Annotated in this window: 6 protein-coding genes; 2 read left to right on the forward strand and 4 right to left on the reverse strand. The window is 55.7% G+C overall.

Translation table 11 applies throughout. The features are described from left to right. Window positions 1–20: 20 nt before the first annotated feature. Together nrdA and ubiG are read right to left on the reverse strand one after the other, a co-directional pair. The gene (gene nrdA / locus OSH03_RS07325; protein ID WP_061097568.1) at window positions 21–2,306 is read right to left on the reverse strand and encodes a class 1a ribonucleoside-diphosphate reductase subunit alpha; all 2,286 of its coding nucleotides are present in this window, start codon (window positions 2,304–2,306) and stop codon (window positions 21–23) included. A gap of 347 nt (window positions 2,307–2,653) precedes the next feature. Next, window positions 2,654–3,382 carry a bifunctional 2-polyprenyl-6-hydroxyphenol methylase/3-demethylubiquinol 3-O-methyltransferase UbiG gene (gene ubiG, locus OSH03_RS07330; protein WP_046888293.1) on the reverse strand — a complete coding sequence of 243 codons (729 nt, stop codon included), beginning with the start codon at window positions 3,380–3,382 and terminating at the stop codon, window positions 2,654–2,656. A 146-nt stretch (window positions 3,383–3,528) separates the two neighbouring features. Between ubiG and gyrA the strand changes: the two genes are divergently transcribed. Then, window positions 3,529–6,165, forward strand: coding sequence for a DNA topoisomerase (ATP-hydrolyzing) subunit A (gyrA, locus tag OSH03_RS07335; protein ID WP_061097570.1), 2,637 nt, complete (start codon window positions 3,529–3,531; stop codon window positions 6,163–6,165). A gap of 134 nt (window positions 6,166–6,299) precedes the next feature. Continuing rightward, window positions 6,300–9,146, forward strand: coding sequence for a two-component system sensor histidine kinase RcsC (gene rcsC / locus OSH03_RS07340; RefSeq protein ID WP_266178701.1), 2,847 nt, complete (start codon window positions 6,300–6,302; stop codon window positions 9,144–9,146). A 75-nt stretch (window positions 9,147–9,221) separates the two neighbouring features. On the opposite strand, the gene rcsB is transcribed toward rcsC, so the two are convergent. Then, complete coding sequence (gene rcsB / locus OSH03_RS07345; RefSeq protein ID WP_006176468.1) at window positions 9,222–9,872, reverse strand: response regulator transcription factor RcsB; 651 nt, start codon at window positions 9,870–9,872, stop codon at window positions 9,222–9,224. Window positions 9,873–9,888: 16 nt separating this feature from the next. Beyond that, complete coding sequence (gene rcsD, locus OSH03_RS07350; protein WP_253542825.1) at window positions 9,889–12,561, reverse strand: phosphotransferase RcsD; 2,673 nt, start codon at window positions 12,559–12,561, stop codon at window positions 9,889–9,891. Between the last annotated feature and the right edge of the window lie 307 nt (window positions 12,562–12,868).

Here is a 12,868-nt window from a genome sequence, read left to right on the forward strand (position 1 = left end):
GGGGATATCCCCGCCCTTCATTAGATCTTACATGCGCCGCTTTCGCAGCCATCGTCCTGAATTGACGGTACCAGGTCGTCCTGCGCGTCTTCTGCACCGTCACGGGTGTTGTGATAGTACAGCGTTTTCACGCCAAATTTGTAGGCGGTCAGCAGGTCTTTCAACAGCTGCTGCATTGGTACCTTGCCGGACGGGAAGCGCGTCGGGTCATAGTTGGTGTTGGCAGAGATCGACTGGTCGATAAACTTCTGCATGATACCCACCAGCTGCAGGTAGCCGTCGTTGTTTGGCATCTCCCACAGCAGCTCGTAGTTGTTGCCCAGCGTTTCGTAATCCGGCACCACCTGACGCAGCACGCCGTCTTTTGATGCTTTGATGCTGACGTGACCGCGCGGTGGCTCAATACCGTTGGTGGCGTTGGAGATCTGCGAAGAGGTCTCGGACGGCATCAGGGCAGAGAGCGTGGAGTTACGCAGACCGTGCGTTTTGATGGACTCGCGCAGGCCTTCCCAGTCCAGGTGCAGCGGCTCGCTGACGATCGCATCCAGGTCTTTCTTATAGGTGTCGATCGGCAGAATGCCTTTTGCGTAGGTGGTTTCGTTGAACCACGGGCACGCGCCTTGCTCTTTCGCCAGCTCGTTAGAAGCTTTCATCAGGTAGTACTGAATGGCTTCGAACGTCTGGTGCGTCAGGTTGTTAGCGCTGCCGTCGGAGTAACGCTTGCCGTTTTTCGCCAGCCAGTAGGCGAAGTTGATCACGCCGATACCCAGAGTACGACGGCCCATCGCACCGCGTTTAGCGGCCGGGATTGGGTAATCCTGGTAGTCCAGCAGGGCATCCAGCGCGCGAACCGCCAGCACGGCCAGCTCTTCCAGCTCGTCCAGGCTCTTAATCGCACCCAGGTTGAACGCGGACAGCGTACACAGGGCGATTTCGCCGTTTTCGTCATTCACGTCTTCCAGCGGTTTGGTCGGCAGGGCGATCTCCAGGCACAGGTTAGACTGGCGCACTGGCGCAACCACCGGATCAAACGGGCTGTGGGTGTTGCAGTGGTCAACGTTCTGGATGTAGATACGGCCAGTAGAGGCACGTTCCTGCATCATCAGGGAGAACAGGTCTACCGCCTTCAGGCGCTGCTTGCGGATGCTGTCGTCTTTTTCATATTTGGTGTACAGACGCTCGAACTCGTCCTGATCGGCGAAGAACGCGTCGTACAGGCCCGGGACGTCGGACGGGCTGAACAGGGTGATGTCTTCCCCTTTCAGCAGGCGGGTGTACATCAGCTTGTTGATCTGCACGCCGTAGTCCATGTGACGCACGCGGTTGCCTTCCACGCCGCGGTTGTTTTTCAGTACCAGCAGGCTTTCCACTTCCAGGTGCCACATCGGGTAGAACAGGGTCGCTGCTCCGCCGCGCACGCCGCCCTGAGAGCAGGATTTTACCGCCGTCTGGAAGTGCTTATAGAACGGGATACAGCCGGTGTGGAACGCTTCACCGCCGCGAATCGGGCTGCCCAGCGCGCGGATGCGACCGGCGTTGATGCCGATACCGGCACGCTGGGAAACGTATTTCACGATGGCGCTGGAGGTGGCGTTGATGGAATCCAGGCTGTCACCGCACTCGATCAGCACGCAGGAGCTGAACTGACGGGTCGGGGTGCGCACGCCAGACATGATTGGCGTTGGCAGAGAAATTTTGAACGTCGATACCGCATCGTAGAAACGCTTCACGTAGTCCAGACGGGTGTCGCGCGGGTAGTTTGAGAACAGGCAGGCGGCCACCAGAATATAGAGGAACTGGGCGCTTTCGTAGATCTCACCGGTCACACGGTTCTGAACCAGGTATTTGCCTTCGAGCTGCTTCACCGCCGCGTAGGAGAAGTTCATGTCGCGCCAGTGATCGATAAACCCGTTCATCTGCTCGAACTCTTCTTCCGTATAGTCTTCCAGCAGATGCGTGTCGTATTTGCCCAGCTCGACCATTTTCACCACGTGATCGTAAAGCTTCGGCGGCTCAAACTGGCCGTAGGCTTTCTTACGCAGGTGGAAAATCGCCAGACGCGCAGCGAGGTACTGATAATCCGGCGCTTCGCGGGAGATAAGGTCAGCCGCTGCTTTAATGATCGTTTCGTGGATATCAGACGTTTTGATGCCGTCGTAGAACTGAATATGAGAACGCAGTTCAACCTGGGATATAGATACGTTGTTCAGTCCTTCTGCTGCCCAGTCGAGAACTCGATGGATTTTGTCCAGATTGATACGCTCGGTAGTACCGTCGCGCTTTGTCACCAGCAGACTCTGATTCATGTGGGTTTTACCTGTCCGTGAAATAAAAAATATCCCCCGCTTATCCACAGATCCGTCTTGTGACTAACTCTGTGGATAAATACTACATATAGGGGGTTTGCGATAAGAAAAACGCTATATGGTGAGTATTCTAGTATCGAATCTTTTCAGCACAAGGGTTGATTTTGACGTTAAATTGAGGTTGTGAAAGGGTAAAAAAGCGTAAGTCCTCGTACCGTAAGGCCTGGACGACATGTCAATAATTAAGAAAAAAAATTCAAAATTTGATCGAGTGCTGATTTCTTCAACGGGAGGTCTGAATTGCGCAACATGATGTCGCGCAATCTTTATAAGAATAACGAATGACGTTAGTCGTTTTTGGCGGTTGTGTGCAACATATAGTTAACATCCACGCCCGGTGCGAGTTTGAATTTATCGGTCAGAGGATTGTAGTGCAGGCCGGTGATGTGCTGCTCTTTCAGCCACGTCTGGTCAACCCAGCTTAACAGCTCGGCCGGCTTGATAAATTTCTTAACGTCGTGCGTGCCTTTCGGCACCATGCGCAGCACATATTCTGCGCCGACAACGGCCATCAGCCAGGCTTTGCCGTTGCGGTTGATGGTCGAGAAGAAGACCTGGCCGCCCGGCTTCACCAGTTTTGCACAGGCGTTGACCACGGACTGCGGATCGGGAACGTGCTCCAGCATCTCCATGCAGGTCACCACATCGTACTGGTGGGCATGTTTTGCCGCGTGCTCTTCCACGGTTTCCTGCACATATTCCACCTGTATACCGGACTCCAGCGCATGAAGACGGGCAACCTGCAGCGGTTCAAAGCCCATGTCCAGGCCGGTGACGGTGGCCCCTTCGCGCGCCATGCTCTCCGCCAGGATGCCGCCGCCGCAGCCGACGTCGAGCACTTTTTTACCGAACAGACCGCCGGAACGCTCCGCGATATAGCCCAGACGCAGCGGGTTAATGCGATGCAGCGGTTTGAACTCACCTTCGAGATCCCACCAGCGGGACGCCACCGCTTCAAATTTGGCAATCTCTTCGTGGTCAACGTTGTGTGCCACCGGGGATTTTTCGGCATTCATGGGCGCTTTTACTCCTTATTTAGCAAGACAAATGAGTATATCAGGCAATCCCTGTGAATAAAGCGTATAGGTTTACCTGTATCACCGCGGCTGTGTTATAATTTGCGACCTTTGAATCCGGGATACAGTAGAGGGATAGCGGTTAGATGAGCGACCTTGCGAGAGAAATTACACCGGTTAACATCGAGGAAGAGCTGAAGAGCTCCTATCTGGACTATGCGATGTCGGTCATTGTTGGCCGTGCGCTGCCGGACGTCCGCGATGGCCTGAAGCCGGTACACCGTCGCGTACTATACGCCATGAACGTATTGGGCAATGACTGGAATAAAGCCTACAAAAAATCTGCCCGTGTCGTTGGTGACGTAATCGGTAAATACCATCCCCATGGTGATTCCGCGGTGTACGACACTATCGTCCGTATGGCGCAGCCATTCTCGCTGCGTTACATGCTGGTAGATGGTCAGGGTAACTTTGGTTCTATCGACGGCGACTCCGCCGCGGCAATGCGTTATACGGAAATCCGTCTGGCGAAGATTGCCCATGAGCTGATGGCCGACCTGGAAAAAGAGACGGTTGATTTCGTTGATAACTACGACGGCACGGAAAAAATTCCTGACGTTATGCCAACGAAGATCCCTAACCTGCTGGTGAACGGCTCGTCCGGTATCGCCGTCGGTATGGCAACCAACATTCCGCCGCACAACATCACGGAAGTGATCAACGGCTGCCTGGCCTATATCGACGATGAAGACATCAGCATTGAAGGGCTGATGGAACACATCCCGGGCCCGGACTTCCCGACGGCGGCGATCATCAACGGTCGTCGCGGCATTGAAGAAGCGTACCGCACCGGTCGCGGCAAGATTTACATCCGTGCCCGCGCTGAAGTAGAAGCGGACGCCAAATCCGGCCGTGAAACCATTATTGTTCACGAGATCCCGTATCAGGTGAACAAAGCGCGTCTGATTGAAAAAATCGCCGAGCTGGTAAAAGAGAAACGCGTTGAAGGCATCAGCGCGCTGCGCGACGAGTCTGACAAAGACGGTATGCGCATCGTGATTGAAATCAAGCGCGACGCGGTGGGTGAGGTTGTGCTGAACAACCTGTACTCCCAGACTCAGCTTCAGGTCTCCTTCGGTATCAACATGGTTGCGCTGCACCATGGCCAGCCGAAGATCATGAACCTGAAAGAGATCCTGAGCGCGTTCGTGCGTCACCGCCGCGAAGTGGTGACCCGCCGTACCATCTTCGAACTGCGCAAAGCGCGCGATCGTGCGCACATCCTTGAAGCGCTGGCGGTTGCGCTGGCCAACATCGACCCAATCATCGAACTGATCCGTCGTGCGCCAACCCCGGCTGAAGCGAAAGCGTCGCTGGTTGCGCGTCCGTGGGATCTGGGCAACGTGGCGGCGATGCTGGAACGTGCGGGCGATGACGCCGCGCGTCCTGAGTGGCTGGAGCCTGAATTCGGCGTGCGTGACGGTCAGTACTACCTGACTGAACAGCAGGCCCAGGCGATTCTGGATCTGCGTCTGCAGAAGCTGACCGGCCTTGAGCATGAAAAACTGCTCGACGAGTACAAAGAGCTGCTGGAGCAAATTGCTGAGCTGCTGCACATCCTGGGCAGCGCCGAGCGCCTGATGGAAGTGATCCGCGAAGAGCTGGAGCTGGTCCGCGATCAGTTCGGCGACGAGCGCCGCACTGAAATCACCGCGAACAGCTCTGATATCAACATTGAAGATCTGATCAACCGCGAAGACGTGGTGGTTACCCTGTCTCACCAGGGCTATGTGAAGTATCAGCCGCTGACCGACTACGAAGCACAGCGTCGTGGCGGTAAGGGCAAATCTGCGGCACGTATTAAAGAAGAAGACTTTATTGACCGCCTGCTGGTGGCCAACACCCACGACACGATCCTCTGCTTCTCCAGCCGCGGTCGTCTGTACTGGATGAAGGTCTATCAGCTGCCGGAAGCGAGCCGCGGCGCGCGTGGTCGTCCAATCGTCAACCTGCTGCCGCTGGAAGCGAACGAACGTATCACCGCCATCCTGCCGGTACGCGAGTACGAAGAGGGTGTGAACGTCTTTATGGCGACCGCCAGCGGCACCGTGAAGAAAACCGCGCTGACCGAGTTCAGCCGTCCGCGTTCTGCCGGTATTATTGCGGTGAACCTGAACGAAGGCGACGAGCTGATCGGCGTGGATCTGACCTCCGGTTCTGATGAAGTGATGCTGTTCTCTGCGGCCGGTAAAGTGGTGCGCTTCAAAGAGAACGCCGTGCGCGCAATGGGCCGTACGGCGACCGGCGTACGCGGTATCAAGCTGGCGGGTGAAGACTCCGTTGTTTCCCTGATCGTTCCACGTGGCGAAGGCGCAATCCTGACCGTCACCCAGAACGGCTACGGTAAACGTACGGCGGAAAGCGAATACCCGACCAAGTCGCGCGGCACGCAGGGCGTTATCTCCATCAAGGTTACCGAGCGCAACGGGTCCGTTGTGGGCGCGGTGCAGGTGGACGATGCCGACCAGATCATGATGATCACCGATGCCGGTACGCTGGTGCGTACCCGCGTATCCGAGATCAGCGTGGTGGGCCGTAACACCCAGGGCGTGATCCTCATCCGTACGGCGGAAGATGAAAACGTGGTGGGTCTGCAGCGCGTAGCTGAGCCGGTGGACGACGAAGAGCTCGACTCCATCGACGGCAGCGTCGCGGAAGGTGATGATGAAATCGCACCGGAAGCGGAGACCGACGACGACGCAGCGGATGACGCTGACGAGTAATCTCTTCTGACGCATAAAGGGCCGGATTCCGGCCCTTTTCTTTTGCAGATGCAGATACGTGAACGTTGCGACAAGCCGCGTTTACCGCTACCTTAACCACATTCTTTTGACCCCGACGGCGGAGCCTCGCCCCTTTGAAATACCTCGTCTCCTTTCGTACCACGCTGAAAGTTTCTCGCTATCTGTTCCGGGCGCTGGCGCTCCTGCTTTGGCTGCTGGTGGCCTTGCTGTCGGTGTTTTACATCGTCAATGCGCTGCACCAGAAAGAAGCGGAGATCCGCCAGGAGTTTAATTTAAGCTCCGATCAGGCCCAGCGCTACATTCAGCGAACGTCTGACGTGATGAAGGAGCTGAAGTATATTGCCGAAAACAGGCTGACGGCGGAAAACGGTATCCTTGCCCTGCGCGGGCGCAATGACAAAACCGAAGTGCCGGACTTCCAGCCGCTGTTCCCGGACTCCGATTGCTCCACCATGAGCAGCACCTGGCGCGGGTCGCTGGAATCCCTCGCCTGGTTTATGCGCTACTGGCGCGACAATTTCTCCGCCGCCTACGATCTCAACCGCGTATTCCTGATTGGCAGCGAAAATCTCTGCATGGCCGACTTCGGCCTGCGCGATGTGCCCGTCGAGCGCGATGATGCGCTGAAAAGCCTTCACGAGCGTATTGTGAAATATCGTAATGCGCCGCAGGACGAGCGCGGGAACAACATCTTCTGGATTAGCCAGGGGCCGCGCATGGGCGTGGGCTACTTCTACGCGCTGACGCCGGTCTACCTGGGCAATCGCCTGCAGGCGCTGCTGGGGATTGAGCAGACCATCCGCATGGAAAACTTCTTTACGCCGGGCAGCCTGCCGATGGGCGTGACCATTCTGGATGAAAACGGGCATCAGCTGATCTCCCTCGCCGGGCCGGATAAAAGTTTGAACGTCGATCCGCACTGGATGCAGGAACGCTCATGGTTCGGCTACACCTCCGGCTTCCGCGAGCTGGTGCTGAAAAAAAGCCTGCCGCCATCGTCGCTGAGCATTGTTTACTCGCTGCCGGTGGATATGGTGCTTGAGCGGATACGCATTCTTATTATGAATGCGATCCTGCTGAACCTGCTGGTGGGCGGGGCGCTGTTTACGCTGGCGCGCATGTATGAGCGGAGAATCTTTATTCCCGCCGAAAGCGACGCCCAGCGTCTGGAGGAGCACGAGCAGTTCAACCGCAAGATTGTCGCTTCTGCTCCGGTGGGGATCTGCATTCTGCGTACTCAGGACGGGACCAACATCCTGAGTAACGAGCTGGCGCACAACTACCTGAACATGCTGACGCACGAGGACCGGCAAAGGCTGACGCAAATCATCTGCGGCCAGCAGGTGAACTTTGTCGACGTGCTCACCAGCACCCATACCAACCTGCAGATCAGCTTTGTCCATTCCCGCTATCGCAATGAAAACGTGGCGATTTGCGTGCTGGTGGATGTCTCCGCGCGCGTGAAGATGGAAGAGTCGCTGCAGGAGATGGCGCAGGCCGCGGAGCAGGCCAGCCAGTCGAAATCCATGTTCCTGGCCACCGTCAGCCACGAGCTGCGTACGCCGCTGTACGGGATTATCGGTAACCTCGATCTGCTGCAGACGAAGGAGTTGCCGAAAGGCGTCGACCGGCTGGTAACGGCGATGAACAACTCCTCCAGCCTGCTGCTGAAGATCATCAGCGATATTCTCGACTTCTCCAAAATTGAGTCTGAGCAGCTGAAAATCGAGCCGCGCGAGTTTTCGCCGCGTGAGGTCATGAACCACATCAGCGCCAACTATCTGCCGCTGGTGGTGCGTAAACAGCTGGGGCTCTACTGCTTCATCGAACCGGACGTGCCGCTGACGCTGCACGGCGACCCGATGCGTCTGCAGCAGGTCATCTCTAACCTGCTCAGCAACGCCATCAAATTCACCGATATCGGCTGCATTGTGCTACACGTCTGCCGGGCGGGAGATTACCTCAGCATCCGCGTGCGCGACACGGGGGTAGGCATTCCGGCGAAAGAAGTGGTTCGTCTGTTCGACCCGTTCTTCCAGGTCGGGACCGGCGTGCAGCGTAACTTCCAGGGCACCGGTCTGGGCCTGGCGATTTGCGAGAAGCTCGTCAGCATGATGGACGGTGATATCTCGGTGGATACCGAGCCCGGCATGGGCAGCCAGTTCACCATCCGTATTCCGCTCTATTCCGCGCAGTATCCGGCGAAAGCCACGGTTGACGGGCTGAGCGATAAGCGCTGCTGGCTGGCGGTCAATAACGCCTCGCTGAATGACTATCTGTCGGCGCTGCTCAGCCATAGCGGCGTGAGGGTCTGCCGCTATGAAGGCCAGACGCCGGACGTGGACGATGTGCTCATCACCGACGAGATGCCGGAGCAGCCGTGGCAGGGGAGAGGAACGGTGCTCTTCTGCCGTCGCCACATTGGCATCCCGGTTGAACGTTCGCCGGGGGAATGGGTGCACAGCGTCGCAACGCCGCATGAGCTGTTGAGCCTGCTGGCCCGTATCTATAAAGTCGAGCTGGAAGAGAACGACGGTGCAGGCGCGCTGCCGTCACCGGAAGGTCTGGCGTCAGTGAATGACGATATGATGATTCTGGTGGTGGATGACCATCCGATTAACCGCCGCCTGCTGGCTGACCAGCTAGGATCGCTGGGCTACCAGTGCAAAACCGCCAATGACGGCGTGGATGCGCTGAATGTGCTGAGTAAAAATCATATTGATATCGTGCTGAGCGACGTCAACATGCCTAACATGGACGGCTACCGTCTGACGCAGCGCATCCGACAGCTTGGCCTGACGCTGCCGGTTGTGGGCGTAACGGCGAACGCGCTGGCGGAAGAGAAACAGCGCTGTCTGGAGTCGGGCATGGACAGCTGCCTGTCGAAACCGGTGACGCTGGACGTGCTGAAGCAGACGTTGTCGATTTACGCGGATCGCGTGAGAAAAACCAGAATATAAAAAAGGCCCGAAAGGGCCTTTTATGTTTTGGAATAGGGATGGGGTGAGGGCATCAGGCCGCACACCCGTCCCGGATCAATCCTTATCCGATGCGCTCAGCGTAACGGAGGAGAGATAGTTCAGCAGGGCAATATCGTTGTCCACGCCCAGCTTCATCATTGCGGATTTCTTCTGGCTGCTGATGGTTTTAATGCTGCGGTTCAGCTTCTTGGCAATTTCGGTCACCAGGAAACCTTCGGCGAACAGGCGCAGAACTTCACTCTCTTTCGGCGACAGGCGTTTGTCACCGTAGCCACCCGCGCTGATTTTTTCCAGCAGACGAGAGACGCTCTCAGGCGTGAACTTCTTGCCTTTCTGCAGCGCAGCCAGCGCTTTTGGCAGATCGGTCGGGGCGCCTTGCTTCAGCACAATCCCTTCGATGTCCAGATCCAGCACGGCGCTCAGGATCGCCGGGTTGTTGTTCATGGTCAGAACAATGATCGAGATGTCCGGGAAGTGACGTTTAATATATTTGATGAGCGTGATCCCATCACCGTATTTATCCCCAGGCATGGAGAGATCGGTAATGAGCACGTGTGCATCAAGCTTTGGGAGGTTATTGATCAGTGCTGTAGAGTCTTCAAATTCACCGACTACATTCACCCACTCGATCTGTTCAAGTGATTTGCGAATACCGAACAGTACAATCGGATGGTCATCGGCAATAATTACGTTCATATTGTTCATGTATAAGGCTACCTTGCTACAGCAAGCTTTTGACGTAGGCGTCAATGTCGCTGATGTATTTTTCAATGCCAGAGGCATCTTTCTCACGAATTAGATGTTCCAGCGTTTCACATAACTGCTTGCCGGGAACCAGATTAAGCATGGCAAACACCCCTTTAAGCCGGTGTGCTGTCTGTGCCAGCGCTGCAAAATCATTCGCAGCGGACTCAGTATACAACCGCTTCACATCATCTGGTACTGTATCAACAAAGAGGGAATAGTATCCGCTGGCGTGAAGCTCGGCATTTTCATTGCCGCCTAACGGGGATTCCGTTATTTCTTCCTGCGCCAGCTGCTCTTCTATTAGTTGTAGTACAGCTTCCTGCATCGCATTGCTAATATTAAAGTTGACGCGCAGCTGGCCAGGGCCGATTTTCCGCACGCCTGACTCATCATCGCTTAAAAGCAAGCCCGAGGCAGTAAGATTAGACGGATTATCAGTTAAAAACAGATCAAATTCTTGACTTGCCAGCCTTTCATCCGGCGTGATGCAGGCTGCGCCCCAGTTTTCGAGCTGACGAACCACAATATTGCGGATCTCGTTTGAGGTCACATCCACCATCACCACGACGTCATCCAGCAGGCGTTCTTCATCTTCTTCCTGCGGATTGGCGGCCATTTTCACGTGCAGAGAGTAACGGGTGCCGAGCGATTCACGGGCCTTAATATTCAGATGGCCGCCGAGCTTGCGCGCCAGCTGATCGCACAGCCAGAAGGTCAGGGCGTTAGCCTTGCCGTAATGATCGCTTTGCGTGTCATTCAGGAACGGGAAGTGCAGATTATCAATTTCACTCGCCGTGACGCCTTCCCCGGTGTCCAGGATACGGAACGTCAGGCGATCCTCCGCCGACTCGTCGGTACTCACTTCAAGGGTGATCTTGCCGATCTGCGTGGTGGTCACGGCGTACTGAATAATCATCAGCAGAATACGACGCAGCGCCTCGCGGTCGCCGTGACGTTCGTCATTGGCGGGTAAATGGTTGTTGATCAGCAGCTGCAGCCCTTTGCGCTTAATTACGGGCAGGACTTCCGGAACCACTTCATCGATCAGATCCTGAATGGAGAAGAGAGAAGGGGTGCCTTTCCAGAAATCATTCTCCAGCATGTTTGCCAGCTGGATCTCATCCACCATGCGGACCAGCGAGTCGGCCTGGCAGGCGAGCTGGTGGCTTTCAGACGTGTTTAACGCCGCCGCCTGGGTCGCCAGCGTTTTTAAGGGCTGCTTGAAGGCATCGCCAATATTCTGCATAAATGCCGCGCGCCCCTGCTGGTTCTTCTCATACAGCCTTTGCGCCTGCTTGAGCTTTTTATTCACCAGCACTTCGCGATCCTGATCGCGAATGATGAAGATTTGCGTACGAGGGGCCACCTGGCTGCGGAACTGACGGATCTCGTACAGTTCATTGTTAATGGTGGCCTGAATAACCCCCTGGTGCTGATCCGCCATGGCGGTGATGTTCTGCAGGTTAAGGTGCGGCAGCAGATGGTCAGCAATTTTATTGCTCATCACCGTGCGATTCGCTTCCTGATCGTGAACTAACACCCCTAGCGGCAGCACGGAGACAATCTCTTCATTGAGCGCGCGCAACACGCGCAGCTCGTTGGTGTTGCCCGCGGAGACCGCAGACGCGTCGCTCTGGCGTCCCGGCTGGAAACGGAAGGTGCTGTAGCCAAACAGGGCCAGCGCCAGCAGGCCAATATTCAGCAGCAGCGGCAGCAGAATATTTTGCAGGGTATCAAGCAGCAGCGTGCCGAACGGTACCTGCCACACCAGTCGCATGCCGGTTGAGTTCAGCGACGAGGCAATTTCAATTTTTGAGCCGTTAAAGGAGATGGTGACGCTCTCTGCGGCCTCTTTGTCAGACGCCGCACGCATGTTCTGGGTGCTGCTGTCGGGCTCCAGACGGAAGCTGTCGAGCGGCATATCCGGCGGGATCAAATCATTAATGGGTAAATCGAAGGCCACGACCGTCGCCAGATGTCCCGGCTGGTTAAAGGTGGTACGCAGGGTAAAATAGTGACCATTCTGCCAGGCCAGGCGGCGCAGCGATGAGAAGCTCTCACGTTCATCAAGGGCGTTGGCCTGCTGCAGCATTTCTGCCCGGCGGGAGTCGACAATGCTGCCGACCGTCGTCTCTTTAAATCCTGAGGAGAGATCCTTCAACGGCAGGGTCGAGATCAGGATCATACTGTTGTCCTGACCGTTCAGATAGTACATCGACCACGGCACCGTTTCGGCGCCCCAGAGGGTATCCAGGTAGGTCGAAATACGCTGCGTCATCTCAAGGGTCGCGCTGTCGTGAGAGCCAAAGATAAGCGCCTCAGTCTTACGCTGCGGTTTTTCGAGATAGTAAACATCCTGCTTCAGCCGCGTCTCCTGAAGCCCGTCTCCGGACGAGCTGGCAGGCGCTGCCGCAATGTTGTCGTAAATCTGCCAGGTGGCGTAGCGCCAGGTATCAATGCGCTTATGGACGGCGTGGGTAATATCCACCACCTGATAACTTTTATCTTTTAGCCAGGCGTTAACCGCGCTCTGCACCATCACGCCCATTGTGACCAACAGCACCACGATCAAAAGAAGAAAGAAACGGGTGATGCTCCCGGGAAGGAGGGAGAATTTGCTCTGGGCGGTAGTTTCAGTCTGACTCATTGATATCTTTAACCCGTGATGGTCGTGCTCTGTGGCGATAGGGCAGTATAAAGGGTAATAACTGAATTTCCAGCGCCACTGTCCTGGAACAAGCGACTTTTTCGATGACCCGTGCGAGAGATGAAGTGCGCCTTAAATGTGTACAAGCACATAAGGCATGTACAAATAAAAAATGCATTTTGTCAGAAAATAGCACGAATTAACAAGAAATTAAGTTTTGAGCGAATTTTCCCGTCATGCAGAGCGGCTGGCGTGAATTTAGTTAATAGTCGTTACAATTACGGTGCGGTAGCACAAAAAAAGAAAA

It is taken from the genome of Enterobacter nematophilus (genome assembly GCF_026344075.1).
Lineage (GTDB): Bacteria > Pseudomonadota > Gammaproteobacteria > Enterobacterales > Enterobacteriaceae > Enterobacter > Enterobacter nematophilus.

Coding starts and splice junctions, on each gene's coding strand:
- nrdA (WP_061097568.1), bottom strand. CDS start 2,306: ATGAATCAGAGTCTGCTGGTGACAAAGCGCGACGGTACTACCGAGCGT.
- ubiG (WP_046888293.1), bottom strand. CDS start 3,382: ATGAATGCCGAAAAATCCCCGGTGGCACACAACGTTGACCACGAAGAG.
- gyrA (WP_061097570.1), top strand. CDS start 3,529: ATGAGCGACCTTGCGAGAGAAATTACACCGGTTAACATCGAGGAAGAG.
- rcsB (WP_006176468.1), bottom strand. CDS start 9,872: ATGAACAATATGAACGTAATTATTGCCGATGACCATCCGATTGTACTG.
- rcsD (WP_253542825.1), bottom strand. CDS start 12,561: ATGAGTCAGACTGAAACTACCGCCCAGAGCAAATTCTCCCTCCTTCCC.